The 20,077-nt window shown below is 48.2% G+C and carries 21 protein-coding genes; 11 read left to right on the top strand and 10 right to left on the bottom strand.

The window, feature by feature from the left end; genetic code table 11:
- Positions 1-156 precede the first annotated feature (156 nt).
- Positions 157-1,842: a D-alanine--D-alanine ligase family protein gene (locus tag EHT87_RS15805; protein ID WP_124907622.1), complete on the top strand. Its 1,686-nt coding sequence runs from the start codon at positions 157-159 to the stop codon at positions 1,840-1,842.
- A gap of 13 nt (positions 1,843-1,855) precedes the next feature.
- Positions 1,856-2,650 (top strand): SDR family NAD(P)-dependent oxidoreductase, encoded by a 795-nt coding sequence (locus EHT87_RS15800; protein ID WP_124907621.1) that lies wholly within the window; start codon positions 1,856-1,858, stop codon positions 2,648-2,650.
- A 79-nt stretch (positions 2,651-2,729) separates the two neighbouring features.
- Here EHT87_RS15800 and pepT read toward each other — a convergent pair whose 3' ends face one another.
- Entirely contained in the window at positions 2,730-3,974 is a 1,245-nt protein-coding gene (gene pepT / locus EHT87_RS15795) for a peptidase T (protein ID WP_124907620.1), read from the bottom strand.
- Positions 3,975-4,010: 36 nt separating this feature from the next.
- Positions 4,011-5,606: a peptide chain release factor 3 gene (locus EHT87_RS15790; protein WP_124907619.1), complete on the bottom strand. Its 1,596-nt coding sequence runs from the start codon at positions 5,604-5,606 to the stop codon at positions 4,011-4,013.
- A gap of 173 nt (positions 5,607-5,779) precedes the next feature.
- On the opposite strand from EHT87_RS15790, the gene EHT87_RS15785 reads away from it, so the two are divergent.
- From EHT87_RS15785 to EHT87_RS15770, 4 genes are all read left to right on the top strand, one after another.
- Positions 5,780-6,283, top strand: a complete 504-nt coding sequence (locus tag EHT87_RS15785) for a SixA phosphatase family protein (protein ID WP_124907618.1) — start codon at positions 5,780-5,782, stop codon at positions 6,281-6,283.
- Complete coding sequence (locus EHT87_RS15780; RefSeq protein WP_124907617.1) at positions 6,280-6,498, top strand: hypothetical protein; 219 nt, start codon at positions 6,280-6,282, stop codon at positions 6,496-6,498. Before EHT87_RS15785 ends, EHT87_RS15780 begins: the two co-directional genes overlap by 4 nt.
- A gap of 40 nt (positions 6,499-6,538) precedes the next feature.
- Positions 6,539-7,132: a class I SAM-dependent methyltransferase gene (locus tag EHT87_RS15775; RefSeq protein WP_124907616.1), complete on the top strand. Its 594-nt coding sequence runs from the start codon at positions 6,539-6,541 to the stop codon at positions 7,130-7,132.
- 121 nt (positions 7,133-7,253) lie between these two features.
- Positions 7,254-7,790, top strand: coding sequence for a DUF8685 domain-containing protein (locus EHT87_RS15770; RefSeq protein WP_124907615.1), 537 nt, complete (start codon positions 7,254-7,256; stop codon positions 7,788-7,790).
- 76 nt (positions 7,791-7,866) lie between these two features.
- Here the strand turns inward: EHT87_RS15770 and xerD are convergent, their stop codons facing one another.
- Complete coding sequence (gene xerD / locus EHT87_RS15765; protein ID WP_124907614.1) at positions 7,867-8,763, bottom strand: site-specific tyrosine recombinase XerD; 897 nt, start codon at positions 8,761-8,763, stop codon at positions 7,867-7,869.
- Between the two features lie 109 nt (positions 8,764-8,872).
- On the opposite strand from xerD, the gene aroQ reads away from it, so the two are divergent.
- The 4 genes from aroQ (at position 8,873) to EHT87_RS15745 (ending at position 11,498) form a co-directional block, all read left to right on the top strand.
- Entirely contained in the window at positions 8,873-9,301 is a 429-nt protein-coding gene (gene aroQ / locus EHT87_RS15760; RefSeq protein WP_124907613.1) for a type II 3-dehydroquinate dehydratase, read from the top strand.
- Between the two features lie 25 nt (positions 9,302-9,326).
- Positions 9,327-10,328, top strand: coding sequence for an aminotransferase class V-fold PLP-dependent enzyme (locus EHT87_RS15755; protein WP_124907612.1), 1,002 nt, complete (start codon positions 9,327-9,329; stop codon positions 10,326-10,328).
- A gap of 89 nt (positions 10,329-10,417) precedes the next feature.
- Positions 10,418-10,981, top strand: a complete 564-nt coding sequence (locus EHT87_RS15750; RefSeq protein WP_124907611.1) for a MarC family protein — start codon at positions 10,418-10,420, stop codon at positions 10,979-10,981.
- 52 nt (positions 10,982-11,033) lie between these two features.
- Positions 11,034-11,498, top strand: coding sequence for a pyrophosphohydrolase domain-containing protein (locus EHT87_RS15745; RefSeq protein WP_124907610.1), 465 nt, complete (start codon positions 11,034-11,036; stop codon positions 11,496-11,498).
- A 65-nt stretch (positions 11,499-11,563) separates the two neighbouring features.
- Here the strand turns inward: EHT87_RS15745 and EHT87_RS15740 are convergent, their stop codons facing one another.
- From EHT87_RS15740 to EHT87_RS15710, 7 genes are all read right to left on the bottom strand, one after another.
- A complete protein-coding gene (locus EHT87_RS15740) occupies positions 11,564-13,177 on the bottom strand; it encodes a SulP family inorganic anion transporter (RefSeq protein WP_124907609.1) in 1,614 nt (537 codons plus the stop codon).
- Between the two features lie 38 nt (positions 13,178-13,215).
- On the bottom strand, positions 13,216-14,901 hold the full coding sequence (locus EHT87_RS15735; protein WP_124907608.1) for a proton-conducting transporter transmembrane domain-containing protein: 1,686 nt from the start codon (positions 14,899-14,901) through the stop codon (positions 13,216-13,218).
- A 96-nt stretch (positions 14,902-14,997) separates the two neighbouring features.
- Positions 14,998-16,413, bottom strand: a complete 1,416-nt coding sequence (locus EHT87_RS15730; RefSeq protein ID WP_124907607.1) for a HAMP domain-containing sensor histidine kinase — start codon at positions 16,411-16,413, stop codon at positions 14,998-15,000.
- 54 nt (positions 16,414-16,467) lie between these two features.
- Positions 16,468-17,145: a response regulator gene (locus EHT87_RS15725; protein WP_124907606.1), complete on the bottom strand. Its 678-nt coding sequence runs from the start codon at positions 17,143-17,145 to the stop codon at positions 16,468-16,470.
- A gap of 757 nt (positions 17,146-17,902) precedes the next feature.
- Positions 17,903-18,232: a YtxH domain-containing protein gene (locus tag EHT87_RS15720; RefSeq protein WP_124907605.1), complete on the bottom strand. Its 330-nt coding sequence runs from the start codon at positions 18,230-18,232 to the stop codon at positions 17,903-17,905.
- Between the two features lie 53 nt (positions 18,233-18,285).
- Entirely contained in the window at positions 18,286-18,573 is a 288-nt protein-coding gene (locus tag EHT87_RS15715) for a YtxH domain-containing protein (RefSeq protein ID WP_124907604.1), read from the bottom strand.
- 476 nt (positions 18,574-19,049) lie between these two features.
- Entirely contained in the window at positions 19,050-19,217 is a 168-nt protein-coding gene (locus tag EHT87_RS15710) for a lmo0937 family membrane protein (protein ID WP_124907603.1), read from the bottom strand.
- Between the two features lie 491 nt (positions 19,218-19,708).
- Here EHT87_RS15710 and EHT87_RS15705 point away from each other — a divergent pair, with 491 nt between their 5' ends.
- Entirely contained in the window at positions 19,709-20,074 is a 366-nt protein-coding gene (locus EHT87_RS15705) for a response regulator (RefSeq protein WP_124907602.1), read from the top strand.
- Positions 20,075-20,077: the final 3 nt, after the last annotated feature.

Genomic DNA, 20,077 nt, shown 5'->3' with positions numbered 1-20,077 from the left:
CCGCTTTTCTGATAGAAAAGCGGCTTTTTTGTTATTTTGCGACCACGTACCCACGGACTAACATCCGTGTTTTTGTATAAACTGATACTTTACATCGGCATTCTAATCCGCTCATGGACTAAACGGGGCCGCCCGTGCGGTCCGTGGTTACATAAAATGAAAATAGGAATCTTCTTCGGTGGCCCGTCACGTGAACGGGAAGTCTCATTTGCCGGTGGCCGTACGGCCCTGACCCACATTGACAAAGGATTGTTTCAACCCGTCATGGTGTTTGTAGATGGTCTTGGCAATTTCATTTTGATTCGGGAAGAGTTTCTGAGCAAGGGATCGATCCGGGCGTTTTATCCGCAGCAATCCGATAGCCGCTTCAGCGTTTACATCGAATCGTTAGCCGGCTTGTCCGCAGAAGAACTGGAACGACAAATCAGTCTGATTGGTCAGCGCATTCAACCGCAGGCGTTTACCCAGCATTTCGATCTGGCCTTTCTGGCCATGCATGGCCCCGACTGTGAAGACGGCGGTATTCAGGGCCTGCTCGAATGGTATAAAATACCGTATACCGGACCCGGTTTAATGGGTTCGGCAGTGGGTATCAATAAAATTCTGCAAAACGAGTTGATTCAACTAATCAATGGGCAACAGAAAAAAATGTCGGTCGTTAGCCGCAGTGCCTGGGACCAATCCGACAAAGCCGGTTTATTCGAATCCTTGCAAAGCCTGTTAGGTTTGCCCATCGTCGTAAAAGCTCCGCACCAGGGCTCCTCCATCGGCGTGGTTATCGTTCGGGAGAATGACCTGAGTACATTCATTAAAGCCGTCGACCAATGCTTTTTCCGGCAGGAAATCGATTTGCAAGCCTGGAATCAGCTTTCGGAAGCTAGTAAACTAAGTTTTGTTCAGGACATTACCGAACTGGATTCGGGTATCGGATTTCCCATCGTACTGGAGGAAACCGGTGAATTCGTTTATCATCCGAAGGATTTGCTCGAAAAAGCGGATTCCTGGGCCGCATCGGGCAATCAAACGCTGGTGATTGCGTCGGCGAATTCCGAAGATGAGCTGCTTTTTGAAGAATTCATCAGCGGACAGGAGTTTTCGTGTGGCGTTCTTCAGGATGACGACGGCGTGGCTGTTGCGCTGCCACCCACTGAAATCTACAATGTTACGAGTTTCGATTTCAAATCGAAATACCAGTCCAGCACAACGAAAAAGCGGATTCCGGTCGAGACCAGCCTGGAACACAATCGCGAAATTCAGTTGAACGTCGCCGACGTTTTCACCCGCCTGGGAATGAATGTCTGCGCCCGGATCGACGGTTTTTTAACGCCCGATCAAACCGATGAGCCGGGTCGTGTGCTGCTCCACGATCCGAACACCATTCCCGGGATGTCACCGACCTCGCTCATTTTCAAGCAAATGGCCGAAATTGGACTGAATGTGACGCAAGCCATTACGTATTTTATCCGTCAGTCGCTGCGTGAACGCATTCGTACGGGCAAGGATACCGTCCGCTTGCGCCAGCAACTGGCCGATCTGGATGTTCGGATGGCTGATCGGAAAAACCTGCACCTGCCTTCGGAGGAGTTTGTGCTGGATACAACCGCCGAATCCGTTGAGGCCACCTGGCAGGAAGCCAAAACCTGGTATGGGCAGCGGGCAGCTCAGGGACAAAGCCGACCGGTTGTGGTGTTAAAAACCGGTCAGGACCGGCACGAATTACCGCTTAATTTGTTGTTCAAGGATACGGTTTCGGACGTGGTGGAAGCACTTGCCAAACCGGTTCATCCGTTGATTGCTGAAACGCGGGAGCGGGCCAGAACCATCACGGAACGGTATTCTTAAAAACAACACGGGTATGGATTTACAATTGCGCGGAAAAACCGCTTTAGTGACCGGCTCAACGGCCGGAATTGGTTTGGCAGTGGCCCGAACGCTGGCACAGGAAGGCGTGGACGTGATTCTTAACGGGCGGAGCCAGGAACGCGTCGATGCGCTGGTTCAGAAATTATCGGATGAATGGCCCGGCACCCGGTTTCGGGGAATTGCCGCCGATTTTAGCAAGGTCGATGACGTTAACCACCTGCTGGCGGAGTTGCCCGAAGTGGATATTTTGATCAATAACATCGGTATTTTCGAGCCAAAAAATTTTGCAGACATACCCGATGAGGACTGGATGCGGTTTTTCGAAGTCAACGTACTGAGTGGCGTCCGGCTTTCCCGCCATTATTTCCCGAAAATGCTGGCGAAAAACTGGGGGCGGATCATCTTCATATCCAGCGAGTCTGCCCTGCAAATCCCGACGGAAATGATTCATTACGGAACGACGAAAACCGCTCAACTGGCCATTTCGCGGGGATTGGCTGAACTTACGAAAGGGACCAATGTGACCGTCAATTCCATTTTGCCCGGTCCCACCTTTTCGGAAGGCGTCGGTGATTTTATCGGAAATATGGCGACGATGAACCAGGTTTCCGTGGAAGAAATGGAAAAGGATTTTTTCAAGAATGCCCGCCCAACCTCCATTATTCAGCGGTTTGCGACGACGCAGGAAATTGCCAGTATGGTAGCGTATTTATCCAGCCCCCTGGCATCGGCGACGAACGGAGCCGCTATTCGGGTCGATGGAGGTGTGACGAAGACAATTGCCTGAAAACTAGTTGTTTATCAAAAAGCCTTTTGCCAGGATTTCTTTATCCTGCAAAAGGCTTTTTGACTTTAGATCAATTGGGCTACGCGTTTTCTTCCCAAACCTGGCACAGGTTGACGATCACTTCGACGGCTTTTTCCATGTCCTGAACCGAAACCCATTCCAGGCGCGAGTGGAAGGCGTGTTCACCCGCAAAAATATTGGGGCAGGGGAGGCCCATAAACGACAACCGCGAACCGTCGGTGCCCCCCCGGATGCTTCGGCGTTCGGGCGTCAGCTCACTCCGTCGGATGGCTTCGAGGGCATTTTCGACAACGGCCGGATGTTGATCCAGCACTTCTTTCATGTTGCGGTATTGCTCCCGGACCTCAAACGTTGCGCTGGAATTAGGATAGGATTCCAGGACGGTAGTTAGCATATTTTGAAGATGCCGTTCTTTCTCGTGCAAACCGGCAACGCTAAAATCGCGAATGATGAATTCCGCGATGGCCTGATCCTGATTGCCTTCCAGGTGGCCCGGATGGATAAAGCCCTCGTGACCTTCCGTCGTTTCGGGAGAGAGGGTATCTTTGGGCAAAGCGGCCAGCAGATCGGCGGCAATTTTTAGCGCATTTTCCAATTTGCCTTTTGCAAAACCCGGATGGGTACTCACCCCCTGGATCACAATTTTAACCGCATCGGCCGAAAACGTCTCATCTTCCAGCGTACCGCGCATTTCGCCGTCGATGGTATACCCAAAATCGGCACCGAGCTTTTTCATATCCACTTTCTCCGTTCCGCGTCCCACTTCCTCATCGGGTGTAAACAGCAAGCGAATTCGCCCGTGTTTGATAACCTGCTGATTAACAAGGATCTCTGCGGCAGCCATGATTTCGGCTACCCCCGCTTTGTTGTCGGCTCCGAGCAACGTGGTTCCGCTGGCGGTGATGATGTCATTGCCGATCTGGTCGTGCAGATCCGGGTGATCGGCCAGACGAATGACCTGCGTAGGGTCGTCGGGGAGCACGATGTCGGCACCGTCCCAGCCGTGGTGGGTCAGCGGTTTTACGCCTTCACCCGTCACATCGGGCGACGTATCCATGTGGGCGCAGAGGCACAAAACCGGCACGTTTGGCTTGTCCGTATTGGCCGGAATGGTTGCATAAACGTATCCAAATTCATCCAGTTCGGCGTCGGTGATTCCAATTTCGTGCAGTTCTTCGACCAGAACCCGGCCCAGATCTTTCTGTTTTTCAGTCGACGGATTAGTCGTTGAGCGCGGATCGGATTGCGTGTCAATTTGGACGTAACGAAGAAACCGCTTGGTAACGGACGTATTTTGCAACATGGTATGATTCAAAAGTAAAATGGAACGCAGCTGGATTTAAGCCTCCACCGCCGTCTTAAACTCCGAGGTAAAGTGAAACTTGATCTCGGGATTATTTTGCATATTCATTCGTAGAATCCAGTCTGATTCAGCCAGGAAAACCGGATTGCTGTCTTTGTCGTAAGCAATGGCCAGACCCTTCAGCCGGATAAATTCGTCCAGTTTCTTCTTGTCATCCGACGTCAGCCAGCAGGCTTTGGAAACTGGCATGGTCGTCCAGCGGCATTTGGCCCCATATTCGTGTTCGAGACGGTATTGAATGACGTCAAACTGAAGTTCACCCACCGTGCCGACAATTTTTCGATTGCCGCTCATCATCGTAAACAACTGAGCCACACCTTCGTCGGTCAATTGCTGGATGCCTTTGTCCAACTGCTTGGATTTCATCGGATCGGTATTGATCAGTTCCTTGAAAATTTCCGGCGAAAAGCTCGGAATGCCGACATACCGCATCTCTTCGCCTTCAGTCAGCGTGTCGCCAATTTTGAACGAACCGGTATCATACAGCCCCACCACATCGCCGGGAAAGCCCTCATCCACAATGCTCTTGCTGTCGGCCATGAAGCTGAAGGGGCTCGAAAACCGTACATCTTTATCCAGCCGGGTGTGGTGGTAAAACTTTCCCCGTTCAAAAACGCCCGAGCAAATGCGCAGAAAGGCAATCCGGTCGCGGTGGCGCGGGTCGAGGTTGGCGTGAATCTTGAAGACAAAGCCGGTAAACTTGGGTTCGTCCGGATACACAACGCGCTTGTCGGTGGCGCGGGCAATCGGTTCGGGTGAAATTGTGCAAAACGTATCCAGCAGTTCCTTGACGCCAAAATTGTTGACCGCCGATCCGAAAAATACCGGAGCCACTTTTCCCTCCAGATACGTCTGGCGGTCGAAAGGATCATAAACACCTTCGATGAGTTCAGTATCTTCGCGCAGTTGTTCGGCGTCACGTTCGCCCACTTTCTGCTCCAGAACCGGCGTATTGATATCTATTTCAAGAATATCCTCTTCCACTTTCGTTTTATTGACGCGGAAGAAATTCATCGTTTTATCGTACAGGCTGTAAACGCCCTTGAAATCTGACCCCATGTTGACGGGCCAGGTGAGCGGGCGAACGCGGATGTTGAGCTTGGACTCCAGTTCATCCAGCAAATCGAAGGGATTCTGGCCTTCGCGGTCGAGCTTGTTGATGAAAATAATAACCGGTGTGTCGCGCATCCGGCACACTTCCATCAGCCGTTCGGTTTGCTCTTCCACGCCTTTTACGCAGTCGATGACGAGAATCACGCTATCGACAGCTGTCAGTGTCCGGTAGGTATCTTCGGCAAAATCTTTGTGACCAGGGGTGTCGAGGATATTAATTTTGAGGTTTTTATACTCGAAAGTCATCACCGATGTAGCCACCGAAATACCGCGTTGCTTTTCAATTTCCATGAAGTCCGAGGTGGCCGACTTCTTGATTTTATTCGATTTAACGGCTCCGGCTGTTTGGATGGCGCCCCCAAAGAGCAGCAGTTTTTCGGTCAATGTCGTTTTCCCGGCATCCGGGTGACTAATGATCGCAAACGTTCGGCGACGGCTGATTTCTTCTAGTGTACTCATTCGTATTTGGCCGCTGGCGGACCACTTTTAATTCTTTTAGTATGGCAACTACAAAGATACGAATTTTTCAGGGGCCGTCTGAGCAACAATACGCAGACTCGGCGAGTTGACTGATTGTCTTTTCGTCAGAATTATTAGTTTTGAGAAAAAACTGCTTTACTTAACCTACTCACATGAAGAGAACGTTATACCTCGTCCGGCACGCCAAAGCCGAAGACCGGGCCAGTTTCCAGCGTGACCACGACCGGGAACTGGTTCCGGAGGGCATTATGGCAGCCGCCCGGATCGGTCGTCATCTGGCAGACCAAGGCATTAAACCCGATTTTTTGATCAGCAGCACGGCCAACCGGGCTCGGGACACGGGTAAAGTAATGGCCGAACAACTGCACATTGACCCTGAAAAGATGGTATTGGAGCCGAAATTGTTTGATGGCGGCCCAAAGGCGTATATTGCGGCTATTAACGGCGTAGACCAACATTGCGGGTCGGTGATGCTTTTCGGTCATAATCCCGACATTTCCTATTTCGCCGAATACCTGACCCATGCAGATGTGGGTTCAATGAGTAAAGGAGCCGTGGCCATTATTGAATTTGAAGATCTGGACTGGGCGGCCGTGTCTGGGCGGACGGGGCATTTGATCGACCTGATTTCGCCTAAAAAAATGAAAGAATCATGAATAAAAACCGGCGTATCCTGTTCACGGTAGCCTTAATCTTTACCATCATTGTTGTCATTGTGGCCATCGACATGGGCCGACGGACGACAGCACCCTGGAATAAAAAACGTCAGCTTGAACGGGCTCTGCCCATGGAGCCGGATGGTACGGGCCTCGATACGTCGGCTTTGGACGTAGCCGACACGCTGTTTGTTGACGATAGTACCAGTCGATAACGAACTCCTGAAGCCCTATTTTGCAAATCAACCGAGCCGTATGCAATCTCTTACTTCATTTTTCAAACGTAAAATTCTTCGTATCGATCGCGACCGCTGGAATTATCAATATGATAAAGGCTTGTGGGATGGGCTGAAAGGACTCGATGAACTGGCCCGATTCAGTGTGATTGTCGGGTATGTAAAATACCTCAAACCCGGTCAGCCCGAATTGCTGGAAATTGGGTGTGGTGCCGGTTTTTTGCAACAGCGGCTGCAAACTCAGAACTATGGTCGGTTTGTGGCGCTGGATATTTCGGACAGTGCTATTCAGGCGGCTCAGGCGCAGGCCGATGAAAAATGCACGTATCTGGTGGCCGACATGGATAAATACGAACCCGGCGGTCAGTTCGATCTGATCATTTTCAATGAGTCGATCTATTATAGTAAACATCCCCTCAAAACGCTGCAGCGCTACGCAACGTATCTGAAAGCCAACGGGTTGCTGATTGTTACCATCAATAACCACAAACACAGCGACGAGCTCTGGACCAGCATCAAAGACGGCTTTGAGCTTCTGGATGAAGCCACCACCGTCACCTCCAAATCCACCTGCGTTTGCAAAGTCCTGATTCCTTTGAAAATCAAGAGTTAGGAGTTAAGAATTGGCGGACGCAAGCTGAAACGAGTGCGTCCGCCAACTCTTCACTCTTAACTTTTAACTCTTCACTTTTTTGGTATGTGGTTTGTGTACAAACATTGATAAACTGCTTTTTATGGATACAATTTTAGGAATCGGGTCGCGGGTGCGGCACGCCGAATTTGGCATTGGTGTGGTAATTAATGTAAAATCGAACGGCTATGTTGTGACTTTTATTGAAACTGGCGTCAAAATAGTAAAGCTGACCACGCCATTGGAGATCATCGAATTGGTAGAACCGGATACGGACCTGGTCAGCTTATTCGATGTTGAACAATCACTTTCCAGAATCCTGCAAAAGTGGGCGGATGTGTCGGAAATCGTGCCATTAGGCGATAAATGGAAAGGCGGCAAACTGATTTTGAAACCGGGACGAACGGATTTAGCGTCTAAAGAACTACCGATCGATGCCTTTTTTCATAAAATTGTGATGATGCGCGATCGGTTGCGGGTGTTGGAACAACGGATCAATGCCAGTTCGATTGATGACGAAGAGAAAGTCAATATGCAGCAATACATCACCCGTATATACGGAAGCATGACCTCATTCAATGTTCTGTTCAAGCAACCAGAACATTATTTTTCCGGCGAAAAGACGGCCGGCGAATCATAAAAGCTAATGTGATTTGGGTTAGGGTTAACCGACGAGATTAGTACCCGCTATTTTTGATGGCGGGTACTTTTGTTTGCTACGACCGGGGGTGAAAGTCGGTAATGATCTGCTTTAAATAGTCGCGGTCGAGGTGGGTATAAATCTCCGTTGTCGTAATCGATTCGTGACCAAGCATTTGCTGAACCGCCCGCAAATCGGCTCCACCTTCAATTAAATGGGTAGCAAACGAATGCCGGAATGTATGCGGGCTGATTTCCTTTTGAATACCGGCCTCGATGGCCAGCTTTTTGATCGTCTTAAAAACCGATACGCGGGAGAGCGAACTGCCGCGAAGGTTTAAAAATACCGTATCCTCGTCTCCTTTCTGGATCTCCAGCTGGCTCCGAACGTGATCGATGTAAATCGTTGTGTATTTGATTGCGTCTTTCCCGATCGGCACCAGGCGCATTTTATTGCCTTTTCCGGTAATTCGGATAAAGCCGACTTCAAAATAACAGCTCGTCAGTCGCAGGTCCAGTAATTCGGAAACCCGCAAACCGGAACTATATAGCATTTCGATCATGGCGCGGTCGCGGGTGCCACCGGGAGTCGACAGATCAATCACATTCAAAATGGCTTCAATTTCGGGAAAACTGAGGGTGTCGGGTAGTTTTCGGCTTAGTTTCGGACCATCGATCAGTTGCGTGGGGTCGATCTGAATCTCATTTTCCAGCAACAGAAATTTGTAAAAAGCTTTCAGGCCGGACAGAATTCGGGCCTGCGAATGGGCCGATAAGCCCAGGTCGGTCAGGTAGGCCAGAAAACTGAAAATAAGGTCCTCCGTAACCAGCATTGGCGAAACCGGTGAGCCGGACAATTCCAAAAACTCCCGTAACTTGCTGATATCATGGAGATACGCTTCAACGGAATTTTCGGCCAGCGAACGTTCCAGTTTCAGGTAGTTTTTAAAAGCGTTAATGTAACTTTGCCACACGGTGTCACCTACGGATTACAGATTGCGAATTACGGTTTAATTCGGAGATACGCAATGCCTGGGGTCCGGAATTCGTAAGGGGGCGTCCGGCGACCATACTTTATCATTCATGAAACAAATTCTCATTCTAAACGGCCCTAACCTCAATTTGCTCGGTAAGCGCGAGCCGGAAATTTACGGTAGCCGCACTTTTGTCGATTATCTGGAAACCATCGAGCAGGCGTTTCCGGACATCCAGATTCGGTATTTTCAGTCTAATCACGAGGGCGAACTCATCGATAAAATTCACGAACTGGGTTTTACCATCGACGGAATTGTGATCAATGCCGGTGCCTACACGCATACGTCCATTGCGCTGGCCGATGCGCTATCGGCAGTTCCGGCCCCGGCAGTGGAAGTGCATATTTCCAATGTTCACGCCCGCGAAGAATTCCGGCATCACAGCTATTTATCGGCCAAATGCAAAGGAGTTATCGTTGGACTGGGCCTGTTGGGCTACGATCTGGCCGTACGGTATTTAGTGAGTTTAGAGAAGTAAAAAGCTGAAAAACAGCTTCTTGAAAATGATTACTTTTTATCCCGGTCCTTCAAAAGTTTACTCACAGGTTGCCGATTATGCCCAGGAAGCGATTCGGTCGGGTGTGGTTAGTCTGAATCACCGTAGCGCCGGTTTTATGGACATTGTGAAGGAAACACGGCGATTGTTGCACGAGAAACTGGCGATTCCGTCGGATTATCACATCGCTTTTGTCTCCTCCGCAACGGAATGCTGGGAAATCGTTGCCCAGTCGCTGACGGTTACCACGAGCCTGCATCCCTACGGCGGGGCTTTCGGGAAAAAATGGATGGAATACGCCCATCGAATCAAACCGATGATTGTGCCCGGCGAAGCCGATGTGTTGTGTGTGGTTCAGAATGAAACGTCGAACGGCACGCAGGTACGGATGGACACGCTGGCCCAGTTCCGGCGCGAGTTTAGCGGATTGATTGCGGTGGATGCCGTTTCGTCGCTGGGCGGTTTGGCATTCGACTGGTCGCTGGCAGACGTCTGGTTTGCTTCGGTTCAGAAGTGCCTCGGTTTGCCGGCGGGTCTGGCGGTATTGATTTATTCGCCCCAGGCCCTGAAACAGGCGGAGATCATCCATGACCGGCAGTATTACAATAGCCTGTTGTTCATTCACGAAAATATGGCGAAAGACCAGACCCCGTTTACACCGAACGGTTTAGGTATCTATTTATTAATGAGGGTGATGCAGCAGGTTCCGCCTATTTCTGATGTGGATGAACTGATCCGAAACCGGGCTGCGGACTGGTATCAGTTTCTCGAAAATGAAACCGGGTGGGAACTTCTCATTCAGAAACCGGAACAGCGATCGGACACGGTTATTGCGGTTCGCGGGCGTGAAGAAGCGATTCGGGCGGTGAAAGCCGACGCCCTGAAAAGCGGTATTACCCTCGGAAATGGATACGGCGACTGGAAATCGACTACATTTCGAATTGCTAACTTTCCGGCTATTGAGGAGTGGGAAATTGAGCAGTTGAAAAGCTTTTTGCGTACGTATTGACCGAAGGATGGCTCTATGGCTTCTGAGTTTACTTTTTTATAGGATGGATTTCTAATCAACTAAATCGCGGATTTTCGTTCGTGGGACGAATGCTGAACTTCAAAGAAATTATTTCCGTCACGCTCATCTTATTTTCGGTCATCGATGTCATCGGCACGTTGCCGGTTATCATTGACCTTCGGAAGAAAACGGGCAAGATCGAGTCCGAAAAGGCAACCCTGGCATCGGCTTTGCTCATGGTTGCGTTCCTGTTTGTGGGCGAATCCATCCTGAAACTGTTTGGCGTCGATGTGTCATCATTTGCGGTGGCGGGGGCGCTGATTATCTTTTTGTTGGGGCTGGAAATGATTCTGGGCCGGAATATTTTCAAGGCGGACGACCACGGGGCCGGTTCGTCACACATTGTACCGATCGCCTTTCCGCTCATTGCCGGAGCCGGGACCATGACCACCATTCTGTCACTGAAAGCTGAATATGCAACCGCCAATATTCTGGTGGGCATCCTGATCAACCTGGTGCTGATTTATGCCGTGCTGAAGTCATCGGAATGGATTGAAAACCGGATTGGGCCGGGGGGCATCAATATTTTGCGGAAGGTATTCGGCATTATCTTGCTGGCGATTTCAATCAAGCTCATCAAAAATAATTTCTAGCCATCGTTGACCTCTGAAATCATAGTTTATCACTTTAATCACTGAAATCATAGTGCAGACCCCCGATTCATTAAACGCTGTTGCCGAATTTCACCGAACTTTTCATCATCCGGTTTTAGAGCAGCCCCAGATTCCATCCGAAACCCGCTGTCAGCTTCGGGTTGCTTTGCTGGCCGAAGAATTGAAAGAGCTGGAAGTCGCAATTCTTGAAAAAGACCTGGTCGAAGTGGCTGATGCGCTCTGCGATTTGCAATACGTTTTGGCGGGCGCAATTCTGGAATTCGGCCTGGGCGAAAAGTTCAAAGCCTTATTTGACGAAGTGCAGCGCTCGAACCTCAGCAAAGCCTGCCTGACGGTTGAAGAAGCCGAGGCAACGGTGAAACATTACGAGGCTAAAGGTGTGGCCTGTCATTACGTTGAATCGGATGGCAAATACCTGGTGTATCGCACGGCTGACAACAAGACCCTGAAAAATGTGAATTATTCGCCAGCCTCGCTGGAAGGACTTCTGAACTAACTAAAACAAGTCAGACCGGTCAGTTGACCGGTCTGAACTTCAATAACCTAAATAATTACAGATAATTAACGGGTTGCCATAGTAGTTACTTTGGTTTTCCGACGGGCTGCCAGGGGATGTTCCGACAAAGGTTTATGCTCATCGATATTGACAACGGTAAACTGTCCTCCGTTCGACAGATAATCCCGTTTATAGTTGTGCAAGTTTTCCATAACCGTGTGGTCGACGTAAAGCGCATGTTCAAGGTCGATAACGACTTCTTCGCCAAGCGGTAATCGATCCAAATGCTTCTTGATGGACAGGTAATTGGTGAAAACGGCAGCGCCACGAACCGTCATCACGTGCGATTTTCCGGTGGTGTCTACACTGATTACGGGGCTGAACATGTATTTCACCGGCATGCCCAAAATGACCTGAATCAGAAATTCAACGGCAATGCCAACGGCGATCCCGATCAATAGATCGGTAGCTAAAGTGGCAATGATCGTTACGACAAAGACAACAAGCTGTTCTTTCCCAATATGATACATATGGCGGAACTCCTTCGGATTGGCTAACCGGAAACCGACGGCGATTAACATGGCCGACAGAGCAGCTACCGGGACCATTTTAATAAACGGAGTCAATACGACCACAAAAAAGAGCAGGAACAAACCGTGAAAGAAGTTGGACCAGCGGGTTTTGCCGCCGTTGGTTAAGTTAGCCGAACTCCGAGCTACTTCCGAAATCATGGGCAACCCACCCAGTACGGCTGAAACCATATTTCCGATTCCTACGGCCGTCAGGTCTTTACTCAGGTTGGATTTCCGTTTAAATGGATCGAGTAAGTCGATGGCTTTACCGGTCAGCAATGATTCCAGACTGCCGATCAGTGTAAACATGGCCAGATATTTAAAGGCAATTGGCAAGAGGTCGCCACTCCAGGCACCAAAAATAGCATTTACTTTCAGACTGAATTCGCCCGGATTTACCAGGGGTTTGATGTTGCCATATTCATGAACATCCGACAGGTGGAAGCCCAAGCCCATAAAAATGGATACGATCAGCACGATGAGTGCGGGGGGGACTTTTTTCAATAGGTTATTCTTGATCATCGGAAGGCCAAATAAAATAGCCAGACTGACCAGACCAATGAGTGCCACGTGCCATTCCATGTGAGCGAGGCTGTGGGGAACCATCTCAATGAGTTCCAGCGGCTCTTTGCCTTTGAGTTCGGCAGGCGAAATACCGACCGCCAGGTGGAGCTGCTTCGACATAATGATTACCCCGATGGCTGCCAGCATACCGTGGACGGCGGCTAGCGGAAAGAAATCAGCCAGCTTGGCCACTTTCAACAAACCCAGCAGCACCTGAAGCGCACCGGCTACGATGATAACACCCAACGCCAATTTCCAGCCGAGTTCAAGGTTTCCGCGACCCAGTTCTTCAACTGCACCGGCAACAATAACGATAAGCCCCGCAGCCGGCCCTTTGATCGTTGGCTCTGATCCCGCAAAAAAAGCGACGATAATACCACCCACTATAGCGGTCATCACACCCATAATGGGCGGAAAATTACTCGCAGAAGCAATCCCCAGGGATAGGGGGAGTGCAATAAGCGATACTAAAAAGCCCGATAATAAATCGGACTGCCAGTTTTCTTTCAAGCCCTTTAGGCCGGTAGTAGGGACGTGGTGCATAGGACGTAGTTACAGTGTACAATTAGAATTAAAAATAATTAGCCAAACCAGTGTTCGCTTTTGGGTTTATGAAACGAATTCGGTTGCTGGTAGTCGATCCTTACGGGCTTTGGGGGTTTATTCCGGGTCCACAGAAACAGGAGTGTTACGCCAACCAAAATAGCTCCAATGACGGTGGAATAAAGAAGGTCCGGAACGACAGCGTCGAGTGGTTTCAGATCGGTGACGTATAACGCGGTCACTTTGCTGGTCAGTTTCAAAAAAATGCCTGGCAGCAATCCGATTGCCAGGATGAAAATTCCGGCCAGCACCTTGGGCATAATCATGTCATCGGTAACTTCTTTAGCGTGCGCAGCGGCTTCGGAGCGGGGAGTTCCCAGAAAGGCAGTTTCGAATAACTTCCTGAAACCCGCCAGGGTTAAGGCGCTAATGAGCGTCAGGCCCACCAGGACGATCCAAAATGATAAGTTAAGATATCCGGTTTCAGTGCCGATGCCTTTTATAAGACTCATAAAAATCATGAATTCGGAAACAAACCCGTTGAAAGGCGGCAATCCGCAAATGGCAAGGGATCCAAGCAGGAAAGTGGCCGACGTTTTTGGCATCGTTTTGATTAAACCACCCAACTGTTCGATGTTCCGGGTATGCGTAGCGCGGTAAATGGAGCCAAAGCTGTAAAAGAGCATCGACTTGGATAAGGCGTGATTGACGATGTGTAAAATACCACCGGTGAAACCCAGGGCGGCCAGCGCGGGGGATTTAAAAGCAACTCCCAGCAGCCCGGCACCGATTCCAATCCCAATGATTCCGGTGGTCGTGATGCTGCTGTAAGCCAGTAGTTTTTTGCCGTCCTGTTGGATAAAGGCATACCGGATACCCACAAATCCTGATAGCAGAGACACCACCAGAACAATCAGGCCAACCGTGGGCAACTCCGAATGGATATACGTTAGAACCCGTAGAATACCGTAAATACCCATCTGAATCAGAATGCCCGACATGATGCCTGCCACGTGGGAAGGAGCCGACAGCTGCGATTGAGGGAGCCAGTTGTGCAGGGGCACAAACCCCGCATAACTCCCAAAACCAATAAATAGCAGCAGAAAAACCGGTAACAGCTCGTGGTGGGTGAAGTAGAACCCGAGGCTGTCGAAACCAAAAGCGTGACCGTTTGAATAGGCAATCAGAAAGGCTCCCAGTATCATTCCGAAACCGATCTGGATCTGGAGCAGATACATAAGACCGGTTTTGAGGATGTCTTTGCGTTCGCCTTCGAACACTACCAATCCGAACGACGCCACAGCCATTAGTTCCCAGGCAATCAGAAAGGCTGTTCCTCCGCGCAGGGTGCAAACCAGCAACATGGAAATATGCAGCCACAGCAGTGCCAGGTGATGAATCGATAATTGCAGATCGGAGCGCGTCTGCCGATACAGTTTTAGATAGCCCCGGGCGTAGAGTATGCCCATGAGCAGGGTCAGACTGATAACGGCCAGAAAAAAGGCGGATAAGCTATCAATGTTGACGGGTAAAAAAAGCCGGGCTTTTTCCAGAAGATTAAATTGCATCAACCCGCCCGTCGATAAAGCCCGAAAAGCCCAGGAAGATGCGGTAACGATGAGTAAAATATGGAGAAAAAGGCTGTAGAAATATTTCGTCTGACCCCGGAAGAGAAACACTCCGAGGCTACCAGCAGCAGTAAATATAAAAACAGCAGACTCCATACGCCATCAAATTGTGACTCAAAGATCAAAATTGATGGAATGCTGTTAAAAGTGAATTAATGGCAAGTTAAAAACAGGTTAAATCGGTCTCTCCGGTCACTCATCCAGTTCGAAAACCACTGGTTTTTCGGAAGTTATCGGTTTTCGGACCGGTACCGTTACTTCAACGGTAGTGCCTTTTCCTATTTCAGACTCTACGCGGATTTGACCTTTGTGAATGGTAACAATCCGATGCGTCAAAGCCAGCCCAATACCGTGACCGATAATGCCGGAGGTCGTTTCGGAGCGAAAGAAGGGCTCAAATAAATGAGGAAGATCTTCCGGCGGAATGCCATACCCATGGTCCGTGAAAGTCAGTTTGATCTGGTCATCACCGGCATTTAAGGTTACAATAATGTGATGATCTTCAGAGTATTTACATCCATTTTCGATTAAATTCTGAAAAGCCATCTGCAGGAGCGATTCTTCGCCCATAACGATTAACTCTTCTTCATTACCGGGTAATTTTTCGTATTCAATATCGATTCGGTACTCCTCATTTTTTTGCAACAACCGAGTACGCCCCTGCCAGAGCAGCTCATCGATCCGAACCGGTTTGAACGACAGTGTAGCGGCATCGGCATTAACCCGGGCCAGTTCGAGCAGGCCGTTAACCAGGCTGTTCATCTTTTTACCTTCTTCCAGAACGCTTTCGAGGGCCTGTTTGTATTCCAGCTCGTTACGGGGTTGCATCAGGGCCACATCGACCTGACCCATCATAACGGTTAAGGGCGTGAGCAACTCGTGGGAGGCATGGGAAACGAAACTTTTCTGGAGAATGAAGGCCTGTTCCAGCCGTTCCAGCATTTCGTTGAAGGTGGCGGCCAGTTTGGCGAGTTCGTCTTTGGGTCGCCCAACGCGCAGCCGGGCATAAATGTTAGTGGCCGAAATATCCTTTACCTGGTCGATGATATCAGAAACCGGTTTGAGGGCGTCACCGGCAAAAAACCACCCGGCCAGCAGGACAATGCCCATGCTGACGATCCAACTGATCACCAGGATATCGCGGAGCCATTCAATTTTTGTGAAACCGTAGCGGTCGATGGCGGTAGCAACCACCACCAGCATGCGGTTGTGGCGGTCGGCAAAACGGATGCCGAGCGTTTCCACCATTCCGTTGCGTTTGAAGATTTCCTTGCCATTGCGCACCTGCTCCAGAAACTGGAGTGAAACTATCTCCCGTTTCGAGTCGGTCGAATGCAAAATGCGGTTATCGGGCAGATAAATGGTCACGTGGCCTTTATACAACGACATGTAATTGAGCTCAATCTGTTGAAGCATCTTGTCGGTAATGCCGCTAACTTCAACATTTTCCAGCAATTGTGCCGTTGCAAAAGCGTTCTGACGGAGCCGCTCATAGAACTCCCGTTCACGGTACTGATCGAATAAATAATAAATCGTGAGCGAAAACAGCAGGATGATCGAACCAACCAGCAGCGCAAAAAGTACAGTTAGCCGTGTTCTGATGTTCATAGCCGTAAAACAGACCCGGAAAGGGCAGGAGAGGAGTCCTCTTTCCGGGTTCTATCATTCCTCTTTTAACATATATCCCATTCCGATCACGGTGTGAATTAACTTGACCGGAAAATCTTTATCTACTTTCTTCCGCAGGAAATTCACGTAAACATCAATGACGTTAGTACCGGTATCGAAGTGAATATCCCACACTTTTTCGGCGATGTCGATTCGGGAAACCACCCGACTCCGGTTTCGCATCAGGTATTCCAGCAGTGCAAATTCCTTGGCCGTTAATTCGATACGCTTGCCACCCCGCCGGGCAATTTTCTCATTCAGGTCCAGTTCCAGATCTGCCACTTTCAGCAGATTGGCCTGTAGGCTCGTATCGATCGTTCGTTTGCTGAGCGCCCGCAATCGAGCCAGTAACTCCCGAAATTCAAACGGTTTAACCAAATAATCGTCGGCACCGGCTTCAAAACCGGCCACTTTATTATCCAGTGATCCCATGGCGGTCAACATCAGAATCGGCGTCTTGATGTTTTCAGCGCGCAACGATTTCGCCAGATCGTAGCCATTCATTTTTGGGACATTTACATCCAGTACAATGACATCATAGCCCGTACTCAATGCCATATTCCGCCCAATCTGGCCATCGAATGCCACATCAACTTCAAACGATTGTTCTTCCAGGCCTTTTTTAACGAATGAAGCGAGTTTGGGTTCGTCTTCTACTACCAGAATTTTCATAATTGCATAGGCTAGCTTGCCCGGAAGTGAGTAAATCCGGCTCGAAATACCATATATAACGCAATAAAACAAAAAAGCTACCCGAAATATATCTTCAGGTAGCTTTTTTCATCCTATCCACACCATTCAAAGCTAATTTACATCAGCTCTGATGTTCAACCTCCCTTTTGTAAGAAACTAGCTGACTTACAGCGGAAATTTGATCGACCAAAAGTAGAACCAGCAGATTAAACCCAAGTTAAAGACAGGTTAAAAACCGGTGAAATCACGAATGCCTGAAAACAAAAAAGCTATCCGAGACTGCCCGAATAGCTTTCCGACTATATCCACACCATTTAAAAACAGCCGCCCGTTCAGGCTTAGGCTGTCTTTGTTTGCGACCTGAATGAAATCAGATCCATATCTTCAATATGTTGTTTCTACAATTAGTATGCAAATATAATAGTTGTTTACAGCATCGGCACTAAAGTATCTCCAAAAAAGCAAAGAAAAATACTTAGTTATTTTCTGGTTCAGTCAGATGCCAATGCAATTTAACTGAAAAAATGGCCTACAGGTTATAAAAATGCCGTTTTCTTATCAAATATCAAAATCTGTAAAAATTTAAATTTATTCGTTTGAAGGGAATTTGTGCAGATTAATTGAGTACAAAAAAAGCGAAACGCTGGCTAACCAGGCGTTTCGCTACTTATCATATCGTTGAGTAAATCAAATGAATGGCTTGAAAGTCTGGCTTTCAAACGGTTGGGTAGTCAGGTTATTCCGCTTTGATCGATTGTTTTACATCATCAACGCTGCCGTGCGCTTTGTCGGCTAGATTTTCGACCTGATCATTGTACTTCTCTTTTTTCTGTTCGCCTTCTTCCTGTAGCTTGCCTGTCCACTGATTGACCTGTGACTTCACTTGCTCAACCTGTGTTTTTACCTGCTCAACCCCTTTGCTCCACTGATCCTGAAGATCTTTGGTGCGCTTATCGGCTTCATCCTGAATCCATTGCCGACTTTCCTGACCGCTTTTTGGTGCTGTCAAAATCCCGGCAACTACGCCTGTGATGAATCCCAGCAGAAAATCTCTTGTACTTTTCATGGTGTTTCCTGAATTTTAAGTTTGCGACTTATGAAGGTAGCAAATTAATGCTATTAATGTTTAGAATTACGTTCAACTCGCTCTACAGCGCCTTTTGACCGGGATGCTACCGTGTCAACTGCATCGTTGTATTTTGAAGTCAGGTTGTCTTTTGCATCATCATACTGATTCCGGATGCTATTGAATCCATTGGTGATGGTATCCTGCAAATCTTTCAGGAATTTATCGGAATCATTGGTAATTTTTTTACGGGTATCTTTTCCACTACGCGGTGCCAGTAAAAGACCCAGGGCTGCTCCTGTCAAAATAGCAACTAGTAGACCACTGAAATTCGGTTTCATAACCTTTCAAACGGTTTAAGTGAATAATTACCGCTCACGGCGGATACAGGACGTATATAGAAAAATTCGTACCACACTCGGCATAGGCTGTTAAAAAGAAGAGGTAACCTCTTGATAGACAGTACTATTTATTTTTTACTTTCTCCTCTTTCAAAAAAGCAAACCGGTGGGACGGTGAGGAATAATTTCTACATACTGTAGAATCAATCTGCTTTCTGCGCCAGTGTCCGGGCGGTGTCCTTCACCCATCAAGCTGTAAAAGCCACCGTAGTCACGCTGCTTGCTGGCCTGGTTTAAGCACAAAAAATCCCTGCACTCAAATCTGGTGCAGGGATTCCGTACCCACCGTAACTTGTACTTAACCTAAAATGAAACCACCTAAACCTAAACGTATCGCCGGACTAGTTATCGTAGCGATGGTGTCTATGTTTCGTTTGACTGTTGGGTCAACGGCGCTTTTAAATGATGTGCGTATGTCAGACTCCTCTTCCGCGAATCACGCGGAGCAGGATTGCAATGATTGCAATGACTAATAATATGTGAATCAGGTTACTACCTGCTATTCCTGTCCCGAGTATGCCAAAAAAACCTAAAGCCCAAATAATAATTAATATTACTGCAACTGTGTAAAGTAAGTTTCCCATAGCAATCGGTTAAGTGTAAAAACGACAAAGCAAGTGTATGCTTCTGACTCTTTCTATGAAAATGTTATGCCAAACGGGCCAAACTTGTTGTACTATCCTGAAAAAATACAAAAAAAGCTGATATATTGGTACCATTCCTCGAAAAAATGATTGCTTGTTGATTAGTGAATTCATACGTACGTTTCGGATAGTGTAGAATATTATCCACAGTTGTAGAAATAAGTGTAGAAAAAAAACATCTTTCTACCCAAACCGGAAAATATTTTTCGGGTTTAAGCGTATCCCCATTTGATGTTTTTTACCTCCGAACGTATTAATTTAGTGTTAAATCAGGCTATTGAGCCGTATTTACGATCATGAGTAATAGTTAGGCACATTATTATCTATACTATAGTCTGACGTAACATTTGTATGATGAAAAACGGGACAAAATCGTGGAGAGCATGAGGGGCTGGCAAACCGGAACTCAGTATAAGCCGGTACTATCGAACATGACAAATACGAAACGGGTACTTATCGTCGACGACGAAGCTGATATTTGTCTCTTGCTTTCCGGTTTATTGAAAAGAATGGGTTATCAACCGACCTGCGCAAATTTTCTGGAAGAAGGCCGGCAACGGCTGGCGCAGCAGGCCTATGATGCCGTATTTTTAGATTTAAGTTTACCCGATGGCGTTGGTTTTGAATTGTTGTCTCACATCAGAATGAGTACAACCAACACGAAAGTGATCATGATCAGTGCTTTTGATGGCCTTGCTGAGCGTAAACGTGCCTCACAGGAAGGAGCCGATTATTTTATTGGCAAACCTTTTAATCGCAAGACCATCGAACAGGCTTTACAATATATCCAAGTTTAGTTA

The sequence above is a fragment of the Larkinella knui genome (assembly GCF_003858645.1).
In the GTDB taxonomy this organism is placed as follows: Bacteria; Bacteroidota; Bacteroidia; order Cytophagales; family Spirosomataceae; genus Larkinella; species Larkinella knui.
Note: the sequence above shows the minus strand (reverse complement) of the source record. Positions and strands in the feature narration are given on the sequence as shown.

Bases quoted from the DNA above. Each gene is read 5' to 3' on its own strand.
- EHT87_RS15805 (WP_124907622.1), top strand. From the start codon at position 157: ATGAAAATAGGAATCTTCTTCGGTGGCCCGTCACGTGAACGGGAAGTC.
- EHT87_RS15800 (WP_124907621.1), top strand. From the start codon at position 1,856: ATGGATTTACAATTGCGCGGAAAAACCGCTTTAGTGACCGGCTCAACG.
- pepT (WP_124907620.1), bottom strand. From the start codon at position 3,974: ATGTTGCAAAATACGTCCGTTACCAAGCGGTTTCTTCGTTACGTCCAA.
- EHT87_RS15790 (WP_124907619.1), bottom strand. From the start codon at position 5,606: ATGAGTACACTAGAAGAAATCAGCCGTCGCCGAACGTTTGCGATCATT.
- EHT87_RS15785 (WP_124907618.1), top strand. From the start codon at position 5,780: ATGAAGAGAACGTTATACCTCGTCCGGCACGCCAAAGCCGAAGACCGG.
- EHT87_RS15780 (WP_124907617.1), top strand. From the start codon at position 6,280: ATGAATAAAAACCGGCGTATCCTGTTCACGGTAGCCTTAATCTTTACC.
- EHT87_RS15775 (WP_124907616.1), top strand. From the start codon at position 6,539: ATGCAATCTCTTACTTCATTTTTCAAACGTAAAATTCTTCGTATCGAT.
- EHT87_RS15770 (WP_124907615.1), top strand. From the start codon at position 7,254: ATGGATACAATTTTAGGAATCGGGTCGCGGGTGCGGCACGCCGAATTT.
- aroQ (WP_124907613.1), top strand. From the start codon at position 8,873: ATGAAACAAATTCTCATTCTAAACGGCCCTAACCTCAATTTGCTCGGT.
- EHT87_RS15755 (WP_124907612.1), top strand. From the start codon at position 9,327: ATGATTACTTTTTATCCCGGTCCTTCAAAAGTTTACTCACAGGTTGCC.
- EHT87_RS15750 (WP_124907611.1), top strand. From the start codon at position 10,418: ATGCTGAACTTCAAAGAAATTATTTCCGTCACGCTCATCTTATTTTCG.
- EHT87_RS15740 (WP_124907609.1), bottom strand. From the start codon at position 13,177: ATGCACCACGTCCCTACTACCGGCCTAAAGGGCTTGAAAGAAAACTGG.
- EHT87_RS15735 (WP_124907608.1), bottom strand. From the start codon at position 14,901: ATGGAGTCTGCTGTTTTTATATTTACTGCTGCTGGTAGCCTCGGAGTG.
- EHT87_RS15730 (WP_124907607.1), bottom strand. From the start codon at position 16,413: ATGAACATCAGAACACGGCTAACTGTACTTTTTGCGCTGCTGGTTGGT.
- EHT87_RS15725 (WP_124907606.1), bottom strand. From the start codon at position 17,145: ATGAAAATTCTGGTAGTAGAAGACGAACCCAAACTCGCTTCATTCGTT.
- EHT87_RS15720 (WP_124907605.1), bottom strand. From the start codon at position 18,232: ATGAAAAGTACAAGAGATTTTCTGCTGGGATTCATCACAGGCGTAGTT.
- EHT87_RS15715 (WP_124907604.1), bottom strand. From the start codon at position 18,573: ATGAAACCGAATTTCAGTGGTCTACTAGTTGCTATTTTGACAGGAGCA.
- EHT87_RS15710 (WP_124907603.1), bottom strand. From the start codon at position 19,217: ATGGGAAACTTACTTTACACAGTTGCAGTAATATTAATTATTATTTGG.
- EHT87_RS15705 (WP_124907602.1), top strand. From the start codon at position 19,709: ATGACAAATACGAAACGGGTACTTATCGTCGACGACGAAGCTGATATT.